Raw genomic sequence first — 24192 nt, 5'->3', positions numbered from 1 at the left:
TTATTGTTATAGTTATGCTGCTATTGGTTTTATACCAATAAAATTAAATAGTTAATTTATTAATGCGACGAAGATTCATCTACAGTGGTTAGCCAATGGCTAAGTGTAGCTCTGATAAAATCAAAATCAGCTTAATTACCATACAAACAAACCTTATTGGGCACAAATAAAAAAGGGCCCTCAGGCCCTTTATCAGTCAGCGGGATATCGCTTACGCCATATAATGTTCAGGCAAGGTCTGTATCGCCGCCACGCCCGAGTCGATAGCCGCTTGTGCTACCGCCTTGGCCACGTTTGATAATAAACGTGTATCCATGGGTTTAGGAATGACATACTCAGGGCCAAATGTTAACTCTGATACATCTGGATAAGCGGCCAATACGGCGGCGGGTACTGGCTCTTTTGCCAATGCCGCAATCGCATGCACTGCTGCAATCTTCATTTCATCGTTAATTTGTGAGGCGCGCACATCAAGAGCACCACGGAAAATAAACGGGAAGCACAAGACATTGTTAACTTGGTTAGGATAATCACTGCGACCCGTTCCCATGATCAGATCTTTGCGCACGTCATGGGCAAGATCGGGCCTAATCTCAGGATCTGGATTAGAACAAGCAAAAATCACCGGCTTATCAGCCATCAACAGGACATCGTCAGCCGTTAATACATCAGGGCCAGACAGGCCTAAAAACGCATCGGCGCCTTTGATCACATCTTGTAAGGTACGTTTGTCGGTGTTGTTGGCAAACAAGGCTTTGTACTCGTTAATATCTTCACGACGAGTATGGATAACGCCTTTACGGTCCAGCATATAAACGTTTTCACGCTGCACGCCACACTTAACGAGCATGGTCATACACGCAATCGCAGCTGCACCGGCGCCCATACAAACAAAGACAGCTTCTTCCAGTTTTTTACCTTGGATTTCAAGTGCGTTGATCATCCCCGCAGCGGTAACTATGGCCGTTCCATGCTGATCATCATGAAATACCGGCACGTTACAACGTTCGATTAGGGTCTTTTCAATTTCAAAACACTCAGGAGCCTTGATATCTTCAAGGTTAATACCACCAAAAGTATCGGCAATGGCTTCAACAGTGTTGATAAATTCTTCTGTTGTACGGTGTTTCACTTCGATATCTGTCGCATCGATATTAGCAAAATGTTTGAACAATAATGCCTTACCTTCCATCACCGGCTTTGATGCCAGCGGTCCAAGGTTACCTAGGCCTAAAATTGCCGTGCCGTTAGAGATCACTGCAACGGTATTACCTTTAGCGGTATAGCGATAGGCATTATCAGGATTGGCTGCAATTTCACGGACAGGCTCCGCGACACCTGGGCTGTACGCCAGCGCCAAGTCCATACTGGTTTCAGCGGGCTTGGTCAGGCTAACTGCAGTTTTACCTGGAACGGGGAACTCATGGTAGTCAAGGGCTTGTTGACGAAAATCGGCCATCTTAATAATCCTGAAAAATGCGACAAGTTAAATCTTCGAGTGAGGTCTTAACGCCCTACCATCTCAGCCTGAGTCAAACCAGCTAAGCTGTAGCGTCGTTAGAGGCTAAGATACTCGAATCAACACACTTTTTAAACAAGATATTAGAAAATTTCAGTTTATTATGTCAGCAAACAGGCTAAGGCTCATTTTGCAAACTTATCTGTGATGGATGATAACTAATCATCTGCCATTTTTTGTAGGAATAATACAACTCCCCACGCACAATTACGCGGCTTTGCAGCAAGTCTAAGGTCAAAATGTTGTTAAATTTACCAGATTCTTCTCTAAGTATGCCTACATAAAATTTTTCATCGATAATGAGCCATAAATACTGCCCCTTTCTTTCAAAACCGGTCACAGTACCTTCTACCTCTCGCCAACGGTTCAAATCGTCTCGGGTGAGTTGTTCGACTCGCTTCGGCTGATAACTAGGATGGCTCCATAACCCCTGCTTTGTTGATCTGGCTTTATGCTCTAATGTTTCGAAACATTGCCAAAAGTAATCATTTTGATACACCCGACTTTTAGCATAGCCATGATTAAGCAGCAGCTCTTGCAAATGCTCACCCGCTTGGGTGAAAACATAGGCTAAGGTTCTACCGTGGGGATCTAAGCGTTTGCGATCGAACGCTAACTGTAACGTTTGCCCGGCCTGAAGCTGTTGCTGTAAAAACTGACGCGCCTGATTGGCAAACGGCTCGGACAACTCTGGATATTGCAAGTCAATCTCTGGTGCATCGACGCCAATAAGCCGCACCCGGCGATCATCACTGAGGACTAACGTGTCACCATCGATCACATAACTGAGTGTCACGGTTTCATCGAAGTGAGTGGGCACACAGACACTGGGCTGGGCTGCAAAACAGTAGCAGGGCAATAAACCCAATAAGGTGAGTACGTATCTGCTATATCGGCTCATCTATAATCATATCCTTCGATTAGCGGCTTACTTAGATAGCCTGAACTTAGCATAACGATTCATTGAAATAGTTAATGACACAGGCTGCATTACATCAAATTTAGCTTACATACTGTCAGGGTTTCGCTTACACCACAATCAATAATGCGCCGTGAATAACACCCACCGCAGGCAACAAAAAAGGCGCCATTAAGGCACCTTTTTTTACGTTCATTGCAAAAGTAATAATTACTTCTTGCCAAGAGCGCCGAAACGCTTGTTGAACTTGTCGATACGTCCGCCAGTATCCATAACTTTCTGGGTACCAGTGTAGAATGGGTGACATGCACCACATACGTCCAAATGCAGTGGCTTACCTGCAGTTGAGTTTACTTTGATAACGTTGCCACAAGTACAAGTTGCAGTGATTTCTGCATAATCAGGATGAATGCCTGGTTTCATTGGGATTACCTCAAGTTAAAGGCCATGTCGCTCTTCCAACCCGAAGTCGGACACCACATGCAGTTAATAGAATATTCAGGCGCGAGATAGTACAGGATACAAGCAAGAGATACAAGCATGGGCCGCACCTATCTGAGTAATTATCATCGCCAATATGTTGCCCACCCTCTTGCAGGTTTCACCCATTGAGCTTTCAACGACACTCACATCGGCTCAGGCGGTCAGTATAACTTAGCTTACATGGACTCAAACATCTGCTGAGCCTGCTTGGCATCGCGATAGCGCTCCTTCACATTCAGTGATGGGCAACGCAGCACCACGTCGGCGCGCAGACCATGGATTTTACCTTGATTAAATGCCTTGGGATTAGCCTCGAAAATTGCCAACATGGCGCCATAAGGACTCAGTTGCCACGGCTTGGCATAGGCACTGCCAATACGCCATAGGGTTTGCTGTGTATCGTAGTTTAACTCACAATCGGCCTGCACCAAATCCGCTGCCACATCCCCTTGCTGGGCGTTTTTCAGAGCCTTTGACTGAGCTTTTAATGGCTTAGGGGATTCACTGCTTAGCGCATTGCTTGCCACCAGCGGCTTGGCTGTGATGCTTGGCTTAGACTTAGCAGGTACCCGCGCTGCGTGAGTCGCATCAAACAGTGTAATCCGCTTAACCTCACGCCACTGGTTAACATGGTACTCCTGCACAATTAACTCGGCATTGGCGTCTGTCACATCTTCAAGACCGGTAAGCTGCAACATAAAATTATTCACCAGTGTGACCATTAAACGCTCTTGACCACTTTGCTGCGCCACCACAAACTGCAATTTGTCGACACTCGGTTGATCGGTCACAATATTGACCTTGAGTTTAGGATTTAATCCGAGGTTAAATTGCATTTGATTTATGCTCACATGAGTCACTGCCGCCCAGCTAAAGTGACTCAGCGATAGCAGCAGGAGTAATAAAGGATATACCAGAGTTTTCATAGCCGCATTCTTATCGTCATAACCGTACAACTATTAAGCACAAATCCTGCTAACGATTCAATCTATTTATCCACTGCAACAGGGACCACAACGCCACTAAGCTCCCGAAAATAGGGTAAAACCGTCTCCGATAAAAGATAGTGGTAGCCCTAACGATGTACGCTGGTTACACTTGCTCTACCTTAAGTTTGCTTGTCTGGTTTTATGTCTTTGTTTGTCGAAGTTGCCCTGCCCGTCCCACTACGCCAAAACTTTAGTTATCGCGTCAAAGAGAGCGACAGCCATCTTGCAGTCAAAGGCGTGCGCGTGAAAGTCCCTTTCGGTCGTCAGCAACTTATCGGTTTGGTCACTGGGGTAACTGACACCTGTGATTTAGCGCCGCAGCAGATAAAATCGGTAAGCGAATTTTTAGATACTGAGCCACTGCTGCCCGACTCTTTATATCAACTGACTCAATGGGCCGCGCGCTACTATTTTTGCAGTGTGGGCCAAATGCTCTCCCAAGCCCTACCGGTCGCCTTACGTAAAGGCGCACAGGTTAGCGCCGAAAGCACCCGTTTTTGGTGCCTAACCAGCGCAGGGCAAGCTGCCGATCTCGACACCTTAAAGCGCGCGCCAGCCCAACGCAAAGTGATGCAACATTTGCTGCAAGGTGAGCTGACTCAAGAAGAATTAAACGCGCTCGAACTGAGTAAACCCGCGCTAAAAGCATTGCAGGAGCGTGGCTGGATAACCCACCAAGACAGAGCCAATCAACTCGACCTTAGCTGGCGCGACAACTTAACCCTAGATGAAGAGCCCCATAAGCTCAATCCAGAGCAGGCAATTGCGGTGGCAACCCTCAATCAGCAAACAGGCTATCACTGCACCTTACTCGAAGGGATCACCGGCTCGGGCAAGACAGAGGTGTATTTGGCCTTGCTAGAAACCGTGCTCAAACAGGGGAAGCAAGCACTCATTTTAGTGCCTGAAATTGGCCTAACACCGCAAACCATCAGCCGTTTTAAACAACGTTTTAAGGTGCAGGTCGCGGTGATTCACTCTGGACTGACGGACAATCAGCGCCTTAGCGCCTGGCGACAAGCTCGCGCGGGTGAAGCGGCCATCATTATTGGCACGCGCTCGGCGCTGTTCACCCCCATGCGTTATCCCGGCATTATCATCTTAGATGAAGAGCACGATAGCAGCTTTAAACAGCAAGAGGGGGTGGGCTATCACGCCCGCGATTTAGCCGTGATGCGTGGCCATTTAGAAAAAATCCCCGTATTACTGGGCAGCGCCACGCCGTCGCTGGAAACCCTGCAAAATGCCCTCAGCGGTCGCTACCAACACCTAAGCTTAGGGGAACGCGCGGGCGCGGCCGAAAAAGTGCGTCAAGGCATTATCGATATTCGTAATCAGCCGCTCAAAAATGGGCTGTCTCATGCACTACTCAATGAGATGCGCATTCACCTAGATGCGGGCAATCAGGTGCTGCTGTTTCTCAATCGCCGTGGATTCGCCCCCGCCCTGTTGTGCCACGAATGTGGCCACCTGCATGAGTGTGACCGTTGTGATGCCTTTTTTACCGTACATCAATCATTGGGCGAAATTCGCTGTCATCATTGTGGCAATCAGTACGCCATACCGCGCCAGTGCCACCAATGTGGTAGCACCATGTTAATGGGCCAAGGGGTGGGCACAGAACAATTAGCCGAGGCATTAGCGAAAGAGTTCCCCCAATATCCTGTGGTGCGTATCGACCGTGACACCACCAGCCGCAAAGGGGCGCTAGAAGGTCACCTCAATGCCATCCACAAGGGTGAATATAAAATCTTGGTCGGCACCCAGATGCTGGCAAAAGGGCATCATTTTCCCGATGTCACCTTAGTGGGGCTGCTAGACGTAGACGGCGCCCTTTTTAGCGCCGATTTTCGTGCGCCAGAGCGCTTTGGCCAGTTGTATACCCAAGTGTCGGGACGCGCAGGGCGAGCCAGTAAAGCTGGCACGGTATTATTACAGACCCATCAGTGCGATAATCCCATCTTGCGCGAGCTGATGCACAAAGGTTACGGTGAGTTTGCTCGCGGTCAATTAGAGGAGCGTAAACAAGCCTTGTTGCCGCCAGCATGGCACATGTTGCTGCTGCGCGCCGAAGCCCATCGCGCCGAAGATGCTGATGAGTTTTTACAGCAGATTGCCGCTATCTTACCGCAAAATGAGCAGTGTGAAGTGATAGGCCCAATGCCTGCCCCCATGGACAAAAAAGCGGGCAAATTTCGCCGCCAATTGATGTTTCAAACCAAAGAGCGCAGCCTGCTACAAAAGTCGTTCGAGGTCGCGCTACCACAAATCGAAGCCTTACCCTTGGCCAAAAAGTGCCGCTGGAGCTTAGATCGCGACCCGCAAGATCTGTTGTAATAAAAAATATGCCAAATAGCACATAAAATTCATGCCAGAGGATAGCAATTAGCCACCACTAGCGGCTAAAATGTACGGTTATCCCTGAATCTTTTTATCTTTAAGTAACTGTCGATTAAACGCCAATGAAATCACATATTCAATCTTTGCTCGAACAAGCCATTCAGACCCTAAAGCAGCAGGAGATCGTGCCTGCCGATTTTGAAGCGCGCATTCAAGTCGACCGAACTAAAGACAAAACCCACGGTGATTTTGCCACTAACTTAGCCATGATGTTGACTAAAGTGGCGCGCAAAAATCCGCGTGAGTTAGCCCAGCTGATCATCGACAGTTTGCCGCAAGACAGCCAAGTGGCTAAAGTGGAAATTGCAGGGCCGGGCTTTATCAACTTCTTTATTGATGACAATGCCTTAGCCACACAGCTAATGACAGCGCTCAAAGACGATCACCTTGGCGTGGTACTTCCCACCCCACAAACTGTGGTGGTTGACTACTCGTCACCAAACCTTGCCAAAGAGATGCACGTAGGCCACCTACGTTCAACCATCATTGGTGACAGTGTGGTACGCGCACTGGAATTTCAGGGTCACAAGGTGATCCGTCAAAACCATGTTGGCGATTGGGGCACCCAGTTCGGCATGTTACTGGCTTACATGGAAGAGCTGCGCGCCGCGAAAGGCGAGCAAGCCAAAATGGAACTGTCAGATCTTGAAAGTTTCTACCGCGCCGCCAAAGTGCGCTTCGATGAGTCAGAAGAGTTCGCCATCCGCGCCCGTAAGCTGGTGGTGGAACTGCAGTCAGGCGATGAGTACTGCAACAAATTATGGCGTGAGTTTAACGACATATCCTTAAGCCACTGCCATCAAGTATATGAGCGTTTAGGCGTGAGCCTGACTCGCGCCGATGTGCGCGGTGAAAGTGCTTACAATGACGATTTAGCCCAAGTTGTGGCCGACCTTGACGCGCAAGGCCTATTGTCTGAAAGCAATGGCGCTAAAGTGGTGTTCCAAGACGAATTTAAAACCAAAGAGGGTGAGCCGCTGCCGGTGATCATCCAAAAAGCCGATGGCGGTTATCTGTACGCCACCAGTGATTTGGCGGCGATGCGCTATCGCTCAAATGTGCTTAAAGCCGATCGCGCGCTCTACTTTGTCGACCTGCGCCAAGGGCTACACTTCCAGCAAGTGTTTAATTTAGCGCGCAAAGCCAACTTTGTTAATCCGAACATGAGCCTTGAGCATATGGGCTTTGGCACCATGAACGGCGAAGATGGCCGTCCATTCAAGACCCGCTCAGGTGGCGTCGTGAAACTGGTGGATCTGCTCAGCGAAGCAGAAACGCGCGCATTAGAATTAGTGCGCAGCAAAAACCCAGATATGGATCAAGCTGAGCTGGAGCAGATCGCTAAAGTCGTGGGCATCAGCTCGGTCAAATATGCCGATCTGTCGAAAAACCGTACCAGCGATTACATCTTCAGCTTTGAGCAGATGCTCAGTTTTGAAGGCAACACCGCACCTTACCTGCTTTACGCCTATACCCGCGTAGCCGGTATTTTCAAGCGTGCCGCCGATATAGACTTAAGCGATGCCAGCATCACACTTGAGCATGACAAAGAGAAAGAGCTTGGCACTAAATTGGCCCAGTTTGGCGAAGTGCTTAATCGCATGGTCGACAAAGGTCAGCCCCATGCCCTATGTGGTTACCTGTTTGAGCTTGCGGGTGCATTCTCAAGCTTTTATGAGGCCTGCCCAGTCCTTGCGGCCGATTCAGAAGCCGAGAAGAAGAGCCGTTTACGCTTGTCGCAACTTACCGCCAAAACGTTGAAACAAGGTCTAGATCTATTAGGTATCGACACCTTAGAGCGCATGTAACGAAAGGCGGTAACATGAGCAATCGCGACTACGCCAACAGAAAACCGGCCAAAAAAGGCCGGTTCCGTGGTGGCCGAGGAAAATCGGCTACCCAAGCACCACGACGCTTACCGATATTGCTGACCTTAGTGACAGTCGCCCTACTGGGCGGCTTTGGTTATTTTCTCTGGAGCATTAACGATAGCGCCGACGAGCAAGCGCCAGCCCCTGTGGTTAAACCGGCAATTCAACCTAAGGTTGAAAAGCGCGATCCTAACGCCTTGCCGCCCAAACCCAAGGAGGAGTGGACTTATCAGCGCGAATTAGAAAATAAACGCGTTGAAGTCGATATTCCAGAGCAGACCCAACCGACTCGTCCCTATCAGATGCAGTGCGGCTCCTTTAGAAAAGAAGCCCAAGCTAATGAGATGAAGGCGATGATTGCCTTTCAAGGACTCGAAGCCCAAGTGCGAAGAGTCGAAGGCAGTAGCGGCATATGGTACAAGGTGGTACTTGGTCCTTATGATCGTAAACGCATGGCCGAAAGGCAGCGCCATGTGCTACAGCGCGGTGGCCTCAACGGTTGCCAGATTTGGTTTTGGGAAGGCAGTTAAGCCTCTATTAACTGAAACGGGCCTAGTGCCCGTTTTTTATTGCCCCCCTTTTTTGGCCTGCTGTAAATGATGAAAAATACCGCAACCGCACGCAGTTTCAGCTTAAAAAACGGCAAACGCTAACAACGGCCACTCACTTGCCTTGAATTTTTAACGGCCGTCCCCCATATCTTAAACATTGTCCACCGATGGGTTTCCTACCCCTCGGCTAGAGAAGAGGAAATATCGTGACCACAATCGTTTCAGTACGTCGCAACAATCAAGTTGTCATTGCCGGTGATGGCCAAGTCTCACTGGGAAATACAGTGATGAAAGGAAACGCAAAAAAGGTTCGACGCCTTTACCACAATAAAGTACTCGCCGGATTTGCTGGCGGTACTGCCGATGCATTCACCCTGTTTGAGCGCTTCGAAGCAAAGTTAGAGATGCACCAAGGACACCTGATGCGCGCCGCGGTCGAAATGGCCAAAGATTGGCGTTCAGACAAAGTACTACGCAAGCTCGAAGCCCTATTGGCCGTAGCCGATAGCGAATGCTCGTTGATCATTACGGGTAACGGTGACGTAGTGCAACCAGAGAACGATCTTATCGCCATAGGATCTGGGGGTAATTTTGCCCAAGCCGCGGCCACTGCGCTGCTTGAAAATACCGATTTAAGCGCGAAAGAGATCGCTGAGAAATCGTTAACTATTGCCGGTGATATCTGCGTGTTCACCAACCAATTCAAAACGATAGAAGAACTGAATTACTGATCTTGAGCCCAGCTCGAAATCAATAACCAATGCAGCATGCATTAAGGGAAAACTATGTCTGAGATGACTCCTAGAGAGATTGTTCACGAACTGGACAGTCATATCATTGGCCAACAAGCGGCAAAGCGCTCTGTCGCCATCGCCCTGCGTAATCGCTGGCGCCGCATGCAACTTGAGCCTGACTTGCGCCAAGAGGTCACCCCAAAGAATATTCTAATGATCGGCCCAACCGGTGTCGGTAAAACCGAAATTGCTCGCCGTTTAGCCAAGCTAGCCAAGGCGCCTTTTATTAAGGTGGAAGCGACCAAATTCACCGAAGTGGGCTATGTCGGTAAAGAAGTTGAACAGATCATTCGCGATCTTACCGATGCCGCAATTAAGCTGACCCGCGAAGAGCAGATGACCAAATGCAAATTCAGAGCCGAAGAAGCGGCTGAAGAGCGCATTCTCGATGCATTATTACCTAAGCCTAAAGAAGATTGGGACAGCGAAAGTAAAGATGACTCGGCCACGCGTCAGGTATTTCGCAAAAAGTTACGCGAAGGCCAGCTAGACGATAAAGAGATTGAAATTGACATCTCGGCGCCGCAAGTGGGTATCGAAATCATGTCGCCTCCCGGCATGGAAGAGATGACCAATCAGCTGCAAAGCCTGTTCCAAAACATGGGCCCAGGCGCCAGTAAGCGCCGCAAGATGCCCATCAAGGAAGCTTACAAGCTACTTATCGAAGAGGAAGCCGCTAAGCTGGTTAATCAGGACGACCTAAAAGAGCAAGCCATTGAATTGGTTGAGCAGCACGGCATTGTGTTTCTTGATGAAATTGACAAAATTTGTAAGCGCGGTGAATCATCAGGCCCTGATGTCTCACGCGAAGGGGTACAACGTGACCTACTGCCGCTGGTTGAGGGCTGCACTGTCACTACAAAACATGGCATGGTAAAAACCGACCATATTTTATTTATCGCCTCTGGTGCATTCCAGATGTCTAAACCGTCAGATCTGATCCCAGAGCTGCAGGGGCGTTTGCCGATCCGTGTCGAACTGCAAGCGCTATCGGCCGATGATTTTAAACGCATTTTGACCGAGCCGCACGCCTCGCTCACCGAGCAATACGTAGCGCTTATGGCAACCGAAGGCGTTAAGATTGAGTTTACCGAATCGGGCATAGAGCGCATTGCTCAAGCTGCATGGCAGGTTAACGAGCGCACCGAAAACATCGGCGCACGTCGTCTACACACTGTGATGGAGCGCCTAATGGAAGAGCTCTCTTTTGAAGCGTCGGATAAATCGGGTAGCAGCACCATTATCGACGCTGACTACGTTAATGCACACCTGGATAACTTAGTACAAGACGAAGACTTAAGCCGCTTTATCTTGTAATACTTAGGGGCCTAGGCGGTATCACCTAGGCCCCCTTTGTATAAATCTAAGTATTATTGCTCTTTACCTCACATAACAAGGCCAATCAGATGTCTGTAGAAAGCCCCAAGGTCACAGGACTAAAACTCAAGCGCAAGTCTCGCCTATTAGAAGTCAGTTTCGATGATGGCAACACTTACGCGTTAAGCTGTGAACTACTGCGAGTGTACTCGCCATCGGCAGAAGTCCATGGCCACGGTAATCCTGTGCTGGTCACCCATAAGAAAAACGTCAATATCGATGCCATCACGCCCGTTGGTAACTATGCGGTCAAAATTGTCTTCGATGATGGTCACGATACTGGCTTGTTCTCTTGGAAAGTCTTGTATGACTTAGCCACCAATCAGGTGTCATTGTGGGAAAACTATCTCGCCAGACTGCGCGCCGCCAAGGCAAGTCGCGAACCTATGATTGATATGGCCGTTAAATACCATAACTAGGGTCTGTTGACCCTATTTTCAATCTAAGCAAGAGAAACCCGCTGCGTGTCAAAACTCAAAGCCGATGTGTCTATCATCCAAGCAGGCATTTTCAGTCAATGGGATGACGAAAGTGACGCTCTGCCTAAATTTATGAAAGCCACTGTGCATGTGCCTGCCATCCTAGATATCGAATTTGGCTTTGTGGCGCAAATAAAAAAAGCCAAGAATCAAAAACTCAGATATTGCATATATCATCCCGATATTCCTGACGATAAAGGTAATGCCCGCCCACCTTTTGAAGGTGACGTTTTCGTCGCATCTAATGACTGGACATTCTACCTCGGTGACACCATCTGGGCGCCTGAACACAACAAAGGGGGCAAGTGGCGCATGACCTTAGCGCTAAAAGATAAGGTGGTCGCCGACAAGACATTTCACGTCCACTTACATGATGAACAGAGCCAAGTCAGTGCCTTTTGGAAACATCGCGGCTATTAATTCCCAGCGAGATTATCGTTAACGCCCACCCAAAAACGCCTATTCCAGCGACTCTTTAGAGCCTTAATCCCGCTTATTTTGTGAGCCAGGCGGATATTTTGCACATATTGCCGTCAATGCGGACTTATGTCCTCTAGCCATTTTAAAGCGGCCATTACTATCGAGAATAATCATTTACAGAGGATTATTCATGACTGCACATATCAATGGTAAAGTGGGCGACTTTGCCGAAACCATCATCATGCCTGGCGACCCACTGCGCGCTAAATATATCGCCGAACACTACCTCGATGACGCCAAAGAGATCACCAACATTCGTAATATGTTGGGCTATACCGGATTTTATAAAGGCCAGCGTATTTCAGTCATGGGACACGGCATGGGCATCCCCTCAATGGTGCTTTACGCCCATGAACTGATCGCCGAATTTAATGTTAAACGCATTATTCGTGTCGGTAGCCTAGGAGCAACGCAACACCACGTTAAGATTAACGATGTGATCCTAGCGCAAGCAGCAGGCACTGACTCACCCACCAATGCCAAACGTAGCAGCGGCTACCAAATGGCGACCTCAGCCACATTCGACTTACTGCATAAAGCCTACACTATCGCCCAAGAGAAACAGATCAGCGTGAAGGTAGGTAACATTTTCAGTGGTGACATGTATTACGACCCAGATGAAGACATGATCCCTGCCCTAGAACGTTTTGGGGTACTGGGCGTCGATATGGAAGTGGCCGGTTTATATGGCTTAGCGCATCACAAAGGCATCGAATCATTGGCGATTTTAACGGTATCCGATCACTGCTTAACCGGTGAAGAGACCACTGCCGAGGCGCGCCAACTGACATTTAATCAAATGATTGAGCTGGCATTAGCAACCGCTCATCAGTAACACCACTAGGCATGAAGGTTAGCTTCATGCCATTTAGGCGCGCTCATTATGAGCAGCATCAGCAAATTAGGACGTAAAAAATGAAAAATAAAATATCCTTAACCTTGCTCAGCTTTTTAGCCAATTTTGTCATGGCAGGCTTCGCAACCCAATTTGGTATGTTGATAGAACCGATAGCAAACAAATTTTCAGCTAACGTTAACGAAGTCGCCTCTATTTTCTCCCTGCTCAATGGCGGTGCCCTCGCCGGCACCATAGCAGCCTTTTTCTTAATTGAAAAAATAGGTGTCAAACGCATCACCTTAATCAGCTATGTCACCATTGCGGCCAGTGCCGCAGCCATGCACTTCACCACCTCATTGAGCGTCGTCATGCTTGCCATGACCCTGATTGGGTTATGCGGTGGTGTAGGACTATGTATTGCCGGCACCATTGTGGTCTCGGTTTGGAAAGATAAAATCCAAAGCACCATGCTTGTGGTGCAAGACGCCACCTTTAACGTGGCGGGCGTGGTGTTTCCGATGATCACCACTTACGCATTGAGCAATGCTTTATCATGGAGTTACAGCTACCTTGCCGTAGGTATTGTCGCCCTTGGTACCGCATTTGTAGCCTTATTAACCAACTTTTCATTGTGTGAAAGCAGCAATGAAACCAGTGGGGCTAAAGATGAGTCTGAATGGAACCTTGGTATCATCAGTGGTGGCGTAGGCTTGTTCCTTGGCATGTTGGCGCTGTACACCTTCCTAACTTGGGCGCCAATGTTTGTCAAAACCAAGTTCGACATCCCCTTCGAAGACGCTGGCAATATCATCACTCAATATTGGTCTGCCGCACTGGTTGGTGCCTTGGTCTCAACTGTGATTGTGTCGCGGGTCAAAATCCAACATTTCGTGATGGGGATGATAAGCCTCGCCTTGATCATCACCAGCTTGATTGTGACCACAGACAACGTGGAGTCGATTGGCTACCTAACTTATGGTTACGGCTTTGCCTGCGCCGCCTTGTATAACGCCTTTATTGCTTATGGCGTTTCGTTTGTTAAAACCGCCAGTAGCCGCAATGTGTCATACATTTTAATCAGCGGTAGCGCCGGTGCCATGTTTAGCCCCGCCATTAGCTCGCTATTTGAAAGTGTTATCGGCCTGCAAACCGTGATGTATGCGATTCCGGTGATTTACGCCCTAATCATCACCATGCTAGTGATTTCAAACCGCCAGCAAGTCGGGTTAACTGCCCAAACGAATTAATCTTAAGCCGTACTTGATGGTAAACTTAGGCCCCGAATAGGTTATTTGGGGCCTATTCAATAAAGGCTTTAAGACCCGCTAGATCACAGATCATTAAGCCCTCTTTATCCCGTTTAATCAGCCCTAAATCTTCAAGGCTTTTCACCGCGCGGCGATACACTCTATCTGTGGTAGCAAAACGCTCAGCCTCTAAATAACACTTAGTAAACCCTTCTACTGGTTGGTCTTTTAAATGTTGATGATAAAGATCATAGGCGATGTTATACGCGATGGGATAGAGCATTCTACGCGTAAAAATGTCCACCGTATCTTGATAATCGATGGCGATGGCACTGGCAAAAAACAGCGCGAATTTAGGCGTTTTTAGCAAAGCGTGCTGCAGCTTGTCACCGTTGATAATCGCGATTTCTAAAGGCTCTTCGGCGATAATGTCGAGCTGGCACAAATAGTCGGTAAAAAACTCCATTTCACCAAATAACTGCGAATCGCAGTTCATGGTTCCCAGCTGAAAACTCCGCCCATTTCTAGCGGTATACCCCATAGAAATACGCCCATGAGGCACCAAAATCAGCGCATCGACCTGCTGGCCTTGCTGCATTAACTTATGCTGCGGTGCGACAGTTTTGGTTTCGGTAATGCACTCTCTCATCACCCGTTCAATGGCATCATGTTCCTGTTGCCACATCGGCTGGAAACGGCCTTTAGCCAGCGGTTTTAGCTGCATAATGGTATCGATAATAGGTTAAATTTAACGGTGATTAGGCGATCGGTGCCTTGTTGATCAGCGACAGGGGCGTATTTATATCAAAAATCACACCGCGCACCTCAGTAATCCCCATCGCCTGCAACCTAGCCGTGTGCATGGTTAAATAGGCGCTAGCCGATGCTTCATCCTCAAACAGGTAAATACCGCCGCCGAGTTTATTGGCTGCGCTCTCAGTCCAAATTTTCCAGATTAGCCCGGGTTCGTTATTGATCGACTCGGCTAACCCTTGTAATGCTCGTGACATCTCATCGCCAAATGGACCCGAAAAATCAAAATCAACTTGCAGTAACTTGCTCATCATCACGCTCCAACACTCTTCTCTACACCTAGGGCAGGTGCAGCACCTGCCAAAAAGGAGATCAATTTACGCCTTTAACTTATAACTTTGCAAGGTGCGATAAGCCCGATGCTAGCTATCTTGCTCACTTAAGCCACATTGCGCAAATAGATGCTACAGATAAATATCGAAATAGGTGTTTGATTCAAGGATATTTTACAGGTTCAGGACATAGAACATGGTGTGTAATCTTGCTCTAAATAGTGTTTTAGATGGGATACGGTACTTGAAGTCGACCACAAATTTACCGTCAACATACTGATGACACACGATGTTTAATCGCACTAGGATTAATACCGTTAAAGTAGCTAGGTCAGTTAATGAAAGAGATTATTAATAGATAAATAATGCCTAACACTTTGATTAATAACTTAAGATTAGTCAAAAGTAGGCTGATTTTTAGTTGGTAAATCTATTCGTGCAATTTAGGCGCCTAAGACATTATCCTTGGCGCCACATATTTACCGCAGGTTACGCGTTGTTTTCGCCACCGTTTAACTTACGAAACTCAGCCCAGATCTCAGCGCAGTCCTCACGCCCCTCCTCAATGTGCGTCATCGCGAGGGTTGTAGTATCCGTACCGTCAAGATAGTCACGTAAATGCTGATCAGAGAATCCATGATCAGCAGCATCCACATGGGTTGAGGCGTAGTAACAGGTTTTGATACCTGCCCACATCATTACCGCCACGCACATTGGGCAAGGCTCACATGTGGCGTACATGACGCAATCTGACAGATCTAATGTGTCGAGTTTTTTGCACGCCTCGCGCACAGCGACCATTTCAGCATGACCAGAGATATCAGTATCTTTGAGCACTGTATTGCCTACGGCGCAGACGACCTCATTATTGCGTACCAGTGTCGCGCCAAATGGGCCGCCAGTTCCCTCCTGCATCCCCTTGATAGTGGCATCACAGGCAGGCGGGAAATAGTTGTCCATATCTTGTTGATTGATCATGTTCAGTCTCCATTTATTCAATATAATTATTTAGATACGATTATACGCTTTTACGAGCACCGACAAGCAGGTAGCCGATAAAGCCGATGGTTAAGCCGCTGAAAAATGCCCAACTGTTGATCGTCGCCAGTACGGTGATATCTGGAAAGACCTTGCCAGCCATAGTGATAATAAAACTAGTGATGAGCACCCCAACCGCGCGTCGATTAACTCCACCGCGATGTCCACCGTCTGAGCCAGCTTCTGGGTAAATCGCATCAAGATCGAGCTTTTGACGGCGCTCGAAGTAATAGCTGGCAAGCATGATCCCGGCAATAGGGCCAAGCATAGAGCCAATGAAACTATAAAACAGAAAGAGCATTGTGGTGTTTTCGACAAACTTCCAAGGCAGGATAAGCGTACCAACCACTGCTGCAACTAACCCCCCCGTCTTAACGGTGAACCATTTAGGGAACTGAGCAGTGAGCTGAAGCCCCGATGGCAACATATTACCAAATACCACGAATGCCGTAGCGCCCACGTTCATTGCTAGAATAAGCAATATAACGACGAATGGATTACCGATAGAGTTAATCGCATCGACGAAGATGGTTGGATTATTAATGTCCACCGAACCACCTGATATTGCCCAGAGCGAAGCCATAAAGCTCACTGTGACTATGGCAAACAGAATGTATGAGATGAGCATGCCTATAGGAAAGCCTTTAATGGGATCAGACATCGATTTGGCGTTACGCGTCAGATCGCCAGTATTAACGATCGGCGCAGCCCAATTTGATACCAGCATAGAGACACAGGTAATGAAGCTAATAACCGTCACCTCAGTATCAGGTGCGGGATGATAACTGAAGACCTCGCCTAGGCTTCCCACATTTTGAATCGCGAGAAATACCCCAATCACCATAAGCACCCACACAACAGGCGAAGCCCAGGTGGAGAATTTATCAATAAGCTTCTGACCTGCGAGATATAAAATCACAGTGATGCCAGCCATAATAAGGTATGAGATCGCTGTTGGTATCGCCAGACCCGCAATGGTCGTGCCACCGCCAATTTGGGAAAACCCGGGGAACAGAATTTCAAGAACAATATCAAGAGCCTTAGCAGAGGAGATAGTACAGAGACCAAAAAACACGAATCCGGCAACAAAACCACGGATCATGGCGGGAAACACCGCCCCCTTGATCCCAAAAGTATCGCGGATTTGCATCGCGAAAGGGATACCATACTTAGCCGCTGCACGGCCATTTAACACATAGCCAATAGACACGATTATGGCAGCGAGAAGGATGGCTGCAACAACCTGTAATGCGTTGAGTCCTAAGGCAAAGAAGCCTACTACGGTAAAATAACTGAGGATGTTGTGAATTGGCCCCATCCACACAGTGACAAAGTTGCTCGTTCCCCAAGTCCGCCTGTTAAGACCTAGAGGTAGCACCTCATCAGCGTAACCCCGTGCAGCAAGACGCTGCCTATCGTGATCCGTGAAGGCCGATATGCTGGGGGCTTCGGCTTCATTGCCCAAAGTATTACTTATATCCATAGTGATATCCTATTACTATTTTAATAATTTTAAGTAGGGTGATGTAACGATCATTCAATAATCAAAAGTGATTTGCGGTAATAAACTGATAACAAATTAACAAACAGAGCAAGAGGTGATAAATGATGAAATCGAATCGGGCTTATCGACATTACCAATAGTGCACATAGTCATTAACTAAAGCGCAACCAAATACAAACAAGAGCAACAAGATTGAAGCCAAACCCAATTTAAAAAAACAACATCATTGATACAAATCAATAAATGCTGATTATTATGTCAACCTTTTATTATTCAAATTATTGAGCTAAATCACACATCAAGTGCATATCAATATGATGCACCTCAAACTCCCCCCAACTTAAAACAATTGATTTTTAATTAAAATCAGACAAAAAAGTCCTAGGATATCGGCTGTAGAAGGCGCTATCAAAACACTAACGCCTAAAAAGCTCACGCTAATCAATAAACCCTAAATAAAAAGCCGCTCTTTTAGGCAGCCCTTCTTCTTTAATCGAGTACAGAGGTAGCTGACTTTAAGTTGTTGCGTCCTAAGGTTCAAACAGCTCAAACAATTCTCTTCAATATCTATATCAAAAACTCTCTTAAAACTCAGATAATAGAAAGTACACTTAAATTAGCGGGCTTTCTTAATATGGCGCAGAGATAGCTGGCTTTAAACAATAGGAACCCAAGGGTTCAAATCGCTTTCATAAGCCTTTTAAAAAAGACAATAAATTAAACGAAAAAAGGCTTCCATTACTGGAAGCCTTTTTTCTTAATGTGGCGGAGAGATAGGGATTTGAACCCTAGATGGGCTATAAACCCATGCCGGTTTTCAAGACCGGTGCATTCGACCACTCTGCCATCTCTCCGAACGCCGAGAATAATAAGGATACCGCCTAAAAATGTAAAGCCTAAATTATACTGAATGACTAACAAATAGCCCATCAAGGTCATTTTTAATGATAACTGCCTTAAAAACCACCTTAGTGTTGTCAATTTAAGCGCTCTCTTTAGCCGCCGATGCCCAGTCGCAATCTATAAAACGCCTATTAATACGTCTATGTCGTCGCAACGGCTGAACGCTAAGCCCACTTTTCATACTGTGCAATCTCTTTCTATCTTTTGCCGATTGCATGAGCCGTAATTCACATCGACATGTAAGGTATTAATTATGCCTATCGAGCCAAACTTTGATTACCTTGATTACCTTGATTACAAGGTTAACTGTTACAAGATAATGATGAGCCTAATCCAACGAGAGTAATCGACCCTTCAGAAGAGTAAGGGCAATTTGAATCAATAACAGTCACGCGTTAACACCGCTTATCGCGTTGATTGAGTCGTCAGTAACTGTTGTAACTCAGACAGTGATCCCACTTGATAATGGGGCGTGATCCCCTCTGGTTGCACTTGATTGCTGTGATTTAACCAGCAAGTATCGAATCCCGCATTGAGCCCACCTTGAATGTCTGAGTGGGGATTGTCACCCACCATCAACACATGCTCCCTTGGCGGGTGATTCATCTGCGACAGCGCATGATTAAAAATGGCCACATCGGGTTTGGCGACCCCCACCTCTTCAGATATTACCACTGGCGAGAACGCATGTAGCAAGCCTGTGCGTTGCAAACGTATGGTCTGCAGCGCGGTGAAGCCGTTGGTGATGATGCCCATGTTGACTCTACCATGCAGAGCGTCGACCAACTCTTTCGCCCCCGGTAACAAGGTGCAGATGTCGGCCATGGCGGTCAAAAAGGCGCTATTAAGCTGCTCGGCGGTCACTTTTAACTTGTCGGCCCATGACTGAAAACGGGTGATCTGCAGGTGAGCTGCGCTGATCTTACCGTCTTGATAGGCAACCCATAACGGTAAATTGACCGTTTGATACACCTCGAAATCGGTGCGCGTAAAATCCACGCCAAAACGCGAGAACATCAGCTGTAGGCCACGAAAGGCATCAAAATGAAACAGGGTTTCGTCAGCATCAAATAATATCCATTGGTACTTCATCAAACTCTCCAATTACGTCAACTCACCATTTAATGCGGCTACTTTAATGCCAAGCGACCTTAATGCCAACTCTTAAGTCAGCCAATACTGCCCTCAATGCCACGCCATTTATTTCACGACTTGATAGCTATCGCTGGCCCAATCGTAGCGATATAACACTCCTTGCCATTCATACACAGTTGCGCCATTACGCTGCCTAACGCGCGCGTTAGCTGGCAGAGTCTTAATCCTATGGCTGGTCTGCACTCCGGTGGTGATTTGCAGTGGCGGCTGCACAGGTGTCGACTGTGTAGCAGGCTTAATGACATCGCGCCGCTCATAACGGTAAGGGTAACGCCACGCCTGTTGCCAGTAAGGGCGGTAATAAGGACGATAAGAGTAAGGGCGCCAATAGGCAGAGCCTGTACTAAACCCTATGCCCCAACGCCAAGGATCCCTGTAGTCATGCCCCCAACGGTGGCCCCAATTTGAGCTCCAGCTGGGCTCAAGCCAAACATTGCTACGCCAACTGAAACGATCGTCATCTTGATTACCTGCGGCCACAGGCATCACGCCAAATGACATCACGCCTAATAACAACAATAAACTTAGGCCGGTGGCAAGCAAAACACGCCTTTGAATAGGGTGTCGATAAGCCGGTTTAATCTGTTTCATCTGCTATGCTCCAGAGAAAAACATCACCTCATATTACGCCGATTGATGCTGGCTTCAAACTCAGGCCATTTTGCTGAAAAATGACCCATTAACGAATTTGGGAATAGCCAGCAAAAATGGTATAGTGCGCGCCATATCACATTATTCTTAGCGCGAGTATTTCCACATGAGTTTTAAGGATTTACGCAGTTTCATCGATCACCTCGAGCGTAACGGTGAACTTAAACGTATTAGCTATGCTGTCGATCCACACCTAGAGATGACAGAAATTGCCGACCGCGTCTTACGCGCTAAAGGCCCGGCATTACTGTTTGAAAATCCTGTGGGTAAAACCATGCCGGTACTCGCCAACTTATTTGGCACACCTAAACGGGTGGCCATGGCGCTAGGTAAAGAAGACCCATTAGCACTGCGTGATGTGGGTGAATTGCTCGCCTTTTTAAAAGAGCCTGAACCGCCGCGCGGCTTTAAAGATGCGATAGCCAAAATCCCCATGTTTAAGCAGGCACTCAACATGCCGCCTAAAACCGTACGTAACCCACCCTGCCAAGAGGTGGTGTTAACTGGCGATGATGTCGATTTAACTCAACTGCCCATCCAGCACTGCTGGCCTGGCGATGTTGCGCCGCTGGTCACTTGGGGTCTCACCATCACCAAAGGGCCGCGCCAAAAACGGCAAAATTTGGGGATCTATCGCCAACAGTTACTGGGTAAAAATAAGCTTATCATGCGCTGGCTTGACCATCGCGGTGGCGCTCTCGACTTTAAAGATTTTAAGCAGCAGCACCCGGGCGAACGCTACCCGGTTGTGGTGGCGCTGGGCAGCGATCCGGTCACCATTTTAGGGGCGGTAACGCCCGTACCTGACTCCATGAGCGAATACGCCTTTGCTGGGTTATTACGTGGTGAGCGCACCGAAGTCTGTAAAGCCATTAGTTGCGATCTTGAAGTGCCGGCGACCAGCGAAATTATCTTAGAGGGGTACATAGACCCAGACGAAATGGCCGAAGAAGGTCCTTATGGCGATCACACCGGCTATTACAACGAAACCGATGAGTTTCCGGTGTTTACCGTCACCCATATCAGCCACAGAAAAGACGCCATCTACCATAGCACCTATACCGGCAGGCCGCCCGATGAGCCCGCCATGCTTGGGGTCGCACTGAATGAAGTCTTTGTGCCTATTTTGCGTAAACAATACCCTGAGATCATCGACTTTTACTTGCCACCTGAAGGATGCTCTTATCGCATGGCGGTGATCTCCATTCGTAAGCAATATCCAGGTCATGCTAAACGGGTGATGATGGGCGCTTGGTCTTTCTTGCGTCAGTTTATGTATACCAAATTTATTGTGGTGGTCGACGACGATGTCAATTGTCGCGATTGGAACGATGTCATATGGGCCATTACCACCCGTATGGATCCTAAACGCGATACTGTGATGATAGATAATACCCCTATCGATTATCTCGACTTTGCCTCTCCGGTGGCAGGCCTGGGCTCGAAAATGGGCATGGATGCAACCAACAAGTGGCCGGGCGAAACCGATCGTGAATGGGGCACCCCCATTGTCATGGATGAAGCGGTCAAACAGAAAGTCGATAAGATTTGGGACGAATTGGGCATCGATGATGCGCCAACCCTATAATTGAGCTGCGACAGCGGCCTAGCCTAGGCCGCCTTACAGTGCACAACATTAACTGAAAACTCTAACCCATTGCATAGTTAACTTGGATAGCGACTATTCGAAGGAGATAGAAACCTCCAGAGAGAGGTCTAGAAGGAAACAAAATGAACACCATTCGCTGTAAAGTAGAAAACGTCACCGCCTTTAATAATGCCGTCTATCAGGTCACATTGACCCCTGAAACCGAATTTGACTTTAATGCCGGACAATACCTTTGTGTCGTCATGGGTGAGCAAGATAAACGCCCTTTCTCGATAGCATCTGCCCCCGGAGCTAAACACATAGAGCTGCACATTGGCGCCGCTGTCAGCGAAAGCTACCCAATGCAAGTGGTCGAGAAACTACAAAACAGCGATTACATCGATATCGAAGCCCCGGGTGGCAACGCCCACCTGCGTAGCGATAGTGCTCGTCCACGCTTACTGATTGCTGGCGGCACTGGCTTTTCGTACATTAAGAGCATTGTCGAGCAGCAGATTGCCTTGGGGCAAACGGTTGAAACCATGCTCTATTGGGGCTGCCGCGATCAAGACGCCATGTACTTTGAAACCATCGCGCGGCAGTGGCATCAGGCTCACCCTTGGTTGCATTTTGTGCCCGTAGTCGAGCAAGCACCGGCAAACTGGCAGGGAAAGCAAGCCAACTTGCTAGAACAGATCAAACAAGATTTTATCAGCCTAAGCGGCTACGACATCTACATTGCAGGACGATTTGATATGGTAGGTGCGGCGCGCGAAGTGTTCCGTGACATAGGTGTCGAAGAAGAGCACCTTTACGGCGATGCGTTCGCTTTTATTAAGTGATTAACACGACCAATATAATGGCTTATTGATAGCGTAAAAAGGGCGTTATCTGCGGTAAGTGTTGGAGTAACATCCACTGCCACAGATAGCGCCCTTTTTGTAGCTTAGTTATTCGCAGCCTTACTGCCACGCTTCATCCCACTACAGCGAGACTTTCTCATATTTGGTCCAGGTGACTAAGTTGCCTAATAGCGGCACCACCCACACGGCTGAACCTTGATCATTATAGATACGATAATAAAACAGCTCTTCGTCACGAATATTGTGCTTGCGGATCTCACGGTAAAAATGCATCGCAGATGAGCTTACCACCTCAGGTTTAATCAAATCTTTTTGCAGCACCTTCACATGAAACACATCCACCTCGAGCTCGCCAATGTGCTGGCGATACTGCTCAAACACGCCGCGCACTTGATACTTAATCGGGGTGGTTAAACAATCTTGATCGGTAATGCAGGCACTGGAGTAAAATTTGCCACTCAGCGGCTGATCATACACCATGGAGATACTCATATCCGCGCGCACTAACAACTCATTAGCCACCGGAAAATAGATATCACCGTGATAATGATGCTCCACCAACTCATCGCCATCTGAGTCGCCCGAAGGGATTAAGATGCGATTGTAGCGAATACGATTCTCCATCATTTCGCTGAGCTCATTAAACTTAACCATATTGAGGCCGGCGGGCACTTGCCCTGTGGCGGTTAAGTTGATCAGATGATCGCCCATGCAATGGCCCTGCTCATCGGGAGGGCAAATCGCTAAGGAATAATGATTACCGTCGGTAAGGGCGAATCCCTTAAAATCTTGCATAGCGTCGATATGATTGGTCTCAGGCGCGATATGTTTTTGCCACATCGACGGATGCAGTTGAGTTTCGCCATGGGGATAAATCAGGGTTAATGGGCTGGTTTTACCGCCAAGGTTAATATCGAGGGTTTTGTCGGCGCGCCAATGGCCAGCCTGCTTGACCACTTGATGGTAGTCGCTGTTGTACCAAAAGGCCGCGACTAAGGCTAGCAGCACTACAATGCCACCAATTTTGACCATTAGGGAAACATCAATCAGCGCATGCTTAATCGATTCGGCATCGTTGACCGCCAACATGGTAACGTGGGATTTAGCCGATACATGCAGCTGATAACCGCGTCTGGCCACGGTTTTTAATTGAATTTCTGGATAGGGTTCGAGCTTCTTACGCAACGTGCTGACGCATTGTGTCAATGAGGTTGCGGCAACCACACGGTCTGGCCAACCCACCTGCAGCAGCAGATCCTTATCGCATATCGCATCAGGAACCGACAGCAAATGGGCCAAAATCGCCGACTCGGAAAACGTCAGATGGATCGTGGTCGCCGTTGCACGGTCATATAATTGTTGCGCTTCACCATCGAACTCCAGATATGGAGTAATTTTCACCACCTAGCACCTCTATCATTCCAAATAGCAAAATTAGGAATATCTTATTATTATCAT

Annotated in this window: 22 protein-coding genes and 1 tRNA gene; 11 read left to right on the top strand and 12 right to left on the bottom strand. The window is 47.9% G+C overall.

What is annotated here, in order from left to right; all coding sequences use genetic code 11:
* Positions 1-211: 211 nt before the first annotated feature.
* The 4 genes from AC0VXX_RS01775 to AC0VXX_RS01760 form a co-directional block, all read right to left on the bottom strand.
* Positions 212-1459, bottom strand: coding sequence for a malic enzyme-like NAD(P)-binding protein (locus AC0VXX_RS01775; RefSeq protein WP_475515657.1), 1248 nt, complete (start codon positions 1457-1459; stop codon positions 212-214).
* A 178-nt stretch (positions 1460-1637) separates the two neighbouring features.
* Positions 1638-2420 carry a thermonuclease family protein gene (locus tag AC0VXX_RS01770; protein WP_475515656.1) on the bottom strand — a complete coding sequence of 261 codons (783 nt, stop codon included), beginning with the start codon at positions 2418-2420 and terminating at the stop codon, positions 1638-1640.
* Between the two features lie 228 nt (positions 2421-2648).
* Positions 2649-2861: a 50S ribosomal protein L31 gene (rpmE, locus tag AC0VXX_RS01765; protein ID WP_110455686.1), complete on the bottom strand. Its 213-nt coding sequence runs from the start codon at positions 2859-2861 to the stop codon at positions 2649-2651.
* Positions 2862-3097: 236 nt separating this feature from the next.
* The gene (locus AC0VXX_RS01760) at positions 3098-3847 is read right to left on the bottom strand and encodes a FimV/HubP family polar landmark protein (protein WP_475515655.1); all 750 of its coding nucleotides are present in this window, start codon (positions 3845-3847) and stop codon (positions 3098-3100) included.
* 204 nt (positions 3848-4051) lie between these two features.
* Between AC0VXX_RS01760 and priA the strand changes: the two genes are divergently transcribed.
* From priA to tsgA, 9 genes are all read left to right on the top strand, one after another.
* Positions 4052-6247: a primosomal protein N' gene (priA, locus tag AC0VXX_RS01755; RefSeq protein ID WP_475515654.1), complete on the top strand. Its 2196-nt coding sequence runs from the start codon at positions 4052-4054 to the stop codon at positions 6245-6247.
* Positions 6248-6372: 125 nt separating this feature from the next.
* Positions 6373-8118: an arginine--tRNA ligase gene (gene argS / locus AC0VXX_RS01750; protein ID WP_475515653.1), complete on the top strand. Its 1746-nt coding sequence runs from the start codon at positions 6373-6375 to the stop codon at positions 8116-8118.
* A gap of 14 nt (positions 8119-8132) precedes the next feature.
* Complete coding sequence (locus tag AC0VXX_RS01745; RefSeq protein WP_475515652.1) at positions 8133-8711, top strand: SPOR domain-containing protein; 579 nt, start codon at positions 8133-8135, stop codon at positions 8709-8711.
* A gap of 227 nt (positions 8712-8938) precedes the next feature.
* A complete protein-coding gene (gene hslV / locus AC0VXX_RS01740) occupies positions 8939-9463 on the top strand; it encodes an ATP-dependent protease subunit HslV (protein ID WP_475515651.1) in 525 nt (174 codons plus the stop codon).
* 54 nt (positions 9464-9517) lie between these two features.
* Positions 9518-10843: an ATP-dependent protease ATPase subunit HslU gene (hslU, locus tag AC0VXX_RS01735; RefSeq protein WP_475515650.1), complete on the top strand. Its 1326-nt coding sequence runs from the start codon at positions 9518-9520 to the stop codon at positions 10841-10843.
* 89 nt (positions 10844-10932) lie between these two features.
* Positions 10933-11322 (top strand): gamma-butyrobetaine hydroxylase family protein, encoded by a 390-nt coding sequence (locus AC0VXX_RS01730; RefSeq protein ID WP_475515649.1) that lies wholly within the window; start codon positions 10933-10935, stop codon positions 11320-11322.
* 45 nt (positions 11323-11367) lie between these two features.
* The gene (locus AC0VXX_RS01725; protein WP_475515648.1) at positions 11368-11802 is read left to right on the top strand and encodes a DUF3859 domain-containing protein; all 435 of its coding nucleotides are present in this window, start codon (positions 11368-11370) and stop codon (positions 11800-11802) included.
* Positions 11803-11992: 190 nt separating this feature from the next.
* Positions 11993-12697, top strand: a complete 705-nt coding sequence (deoD, locus tag AC0VXX_RS01720) for a purine-nucleoside phosphorylase (protein ID WP_110455677.1) — start codon at positions 11993-11995, stop codon at positions 12695-12697.
* 80 nt (positions 12698-12777) lie between these two features.
* Positions 12778-13947, top strand: a complete 1170-nt coding sequence (gene tsgA, locus AC0VXX_RS01715) for an MFS transporter TsgA (RefSeq protein ID WP_475515647.1) — start codon at positions 12778-12780, stop codon at positions 13945-13947.
* Between the two features lie 52 nt (positions 13948-13999).
* Here the strand turns inward: tsgA and AC0VXX_RS01710 are convergent, their stop codons facing one another.
* The 7 genes from AC0VXX_RS01710 to AC0VXX_RS01680 form a co-directional block, all read right to left on the bottom strand.
* Positions 14000-14671 carry a Crp/Fnr family transcriptional regulator gene (locus tag AC0VXX_RS01710; RefSeq protein ID WP_475515646.1) on the bottom strand — a complete coding sequence of 224 codons (672 nt, stop codon included), beginning with the start codon at positions 14669-14671 and terminating at the stop codon, positions 14000-14002.
* 34 nt (positions 14672-14705) lie between these two features.
* Entirely contained in the window at positions 14706-15011 is a 306-nt protein-coding gene (locus AC0VXX_RS01705; protein ID WP_475516907.1) for a monooxygenase, read from the bottom strand.
* 510 nt (positions 15012-15521) lie between these two features.
* Positions 15522-16010: a nucleoside deaminase gene (locus AC0VXX_RS01700; protein WP_475515645.1), complete on the bottom strand. Its 489-nt coding sequence runs from the start codon at positions 16008-16010 to the stop codon at positions 15522-15524.
* A gap of 40 nt (positions 16011-16050) precedes the next feature.
* Entirely contained in the window at positions 16051-17553 is a 1503-nt protein-coding gene (locus tag AC0VXX_RS01695) for a cytosine permease (RefSeq protein WP_475515644.1), read from the bottom strand.
* 784 nt (positions 17554-18337) lie between these two features.
* Positions 18338-18428: transfer RNA gene (locus tag AC0VXX_RS01690), tRNA-Ser, on the bottom strand.
* Between the two features lie 454 nt (positions 18429-18882).
* The gene (gene yjjG, locus AC0VXX_RS01685; RefSeq protein WP_475515643.1) at positions 18883-19569 is read right to left on the bottom strand and encodes a pyrimidine 5'-nucleotidase; all 687 of its coding nucleotides are present in this window, start codon (positions 19567-19569) and stop codon (positions 18883-18885) included.
* 108 nt (positions 19570-19677) lie between these two features.
* A complete protein-coding gene (locus AC0VXX_RS01680; RefSeq protein ID WP_475515642.1) occupies positions 19678-20223 on the bottom strand; it encodes a hypothetical protein in 546 nt (181 codons plus the stop codon).
* 166 nt (positions 20224-20389) lie between these two features.
* Here AC0VXX_RS01680 and ubiD point away from each other — a divergent pair, with 166 nt between their 5' ends.
* A complete protein-coding gene (gene ubiD / locus AC0VXX_RS01675; protein ID WP_475515641.1) occupies positions 20390-21871 on the top strand; it encodes a 4-hydroxy-3-polyprenylbenzoate decarboxylase in 1482 nt (493 codons plus the stop codon).
* Positions 21872-22014: 143 nt separating this feature from the next.
* Positions 22015-22713 carry an NAD(P)H-flavin reductase gene (gene fre / locus AC0VXX_RS01670; protein WP_475515640.1) on the top strand — a complete coding sequence of 233 codons (699 nt, stop codon included), beginning with the start codon at positions 22015-22017 and terminating at the stop codon, positions 22711-22713.
* 141 nt (positions 22714-22854) lie between these two features.
* On the opposite strand, the gene AC0VXX_RS01665 is transcribed toward fre, so the two are convergent.
* Positions 22855-24138, bottom strand: a complete 1284-nt coding sequence (locus AC0VXX_RS01665; protein ID WP_475515639.1) for a winged helix-turn-helix domain-containing protein — start codon at positions 24136-24138, stop codon at positions 22855-22857.
* Between the last annotated feature and the right edge of the window lie 54 nt (positions 24139-24192).

This window comes from Shewanella sp. QJM3NY_23, from assembly GCF_056173105.1.
This window is presented reverse-complemented; position numbering and strand designations above follow the sequence as displayed.

Coding starts and splice junctions, on each gene's coding strand:
- AC0VXX_RS01775 (WP_475515657.1), bottom strand. CDS start 1,459: ATGGCCGATTTTCGTCAACAAGCCCTTGACTACCATGAGTTCCCCGTT.
- AC0VXX_RS01770 (WP_475515656.1), bottom strand. CDS start 2,420: ATGAGCCGATATAGCAGATACGTACTCACCTTATTGGGTTTATTGCCC.
- rpmE (WP_110455686.1), bottom strand. CDS start 2,861: ATGAAACCAGGCATTCATCCTGATTATGCAGAAATCACTGCAACTTGT.
- AC0VXX_RS01760 (WP_475515655.1), bottom strand. CDS start 3,847: ATGAAAACTCTGGTATATCCTTTATTACTCCTGCTGCTATCGCTGAGT.
- priA (WP_475515654.1), top strand. CDS start 4,052: ATGTCTTTGTTTGTCGAAGTTGCCCTGCCCGTCCCACTACGCCAAAAC.
- argS (WP_475515653.1), top strand. CDS start 6,373: ATGAAATCACATATTCAATCTTTGCTCGAACAAGCCATTCAGACCCTA.
- AC0VXX_RS01745 (WP_475515652.1), top strand. CDS start 8,133: ATGAGCAATCGCGACTACGCCAACAGAAAACCGGCCAAAAAAGGCCGG.
- hslU (WP_475515650.1), top strand. CDS start 9,518: ATGTCTGAGATGACTCCTAGAGAGATTGTTCACGAACTGGACAGTCAT.
- AC0VXX_RS01730 (WP_475515649.1), top strand. CDS start 10,933: ATGTCTGTAGAAAGCCCCAAGGTCACAGGACTAAAACTCAAGCGCAAG.
- deoD (WP_110455677.1), top strand. CDS start 11,993: ATGACTGCACATATCAATGGTAAAGTGGGCGACTTTGCCGAAACCATC.
- tsgA (WP_475515647.1), top strand. CDS start 12,778: ATGAAAAATAAAATATCCTTAACCTTGCTCAGCTTTTTAGCCAATTTT.
- AC0VXX_RS01710 (WP_475515646.1), bottom strand. CDS start 14,671: ATGCAGCTAAAACCGCTGGCTAAAGGCCGTTTCCAGCCGATGTGGCAA.
- AC0VXX_RS01705 (WP_475516907.1), bottom strand. CDS start 15,011: ATGAGCAAGTTACTGCAAGTTGATTTTGATTTTTCGGGTCCATTTGGC.
- AC0VXX_RS01700 (WP_475515645.1), bottom strand. CDS start 16,010: ATGATCAATCAACAAGATATGGACAACTATTTCCCGCCTGCCTGTGAT.
- AC0VXX_RS01695 (WP_475515644.1), bottom strand. CDS start 17,553: ATGGATATAAGTAATACTTTGGGCAATGAAGCCGAAGCCCCCAGCATA.
- yjjG (WP_475515643.1), bottom strand. CDS start 19,569: ATGAAGTACCAATGGATATTATTTGATGCTGACGAAACCCTGTTTCAT.
- AC0VXX_RS01680 (WP_475515642.1), bottom strand. CDS start 20,223: ATGAAACAGATTAAACCGGCTTATCGACACCCTATTCAAAGGCGTGTT.
- ubiD (WP_475515641.1), top strand. CDS start 20,390: ATGAGTTTTAAGGATTTACGCAGTTTCATCGATCACCTCGAGCGTAAC.
- fre (WP_475515640.1), top strand. CDS start 22,015: ATGAACACCATTCGCTGTAAAGTAGAAAACGTCACCGCCTTTAATAAT.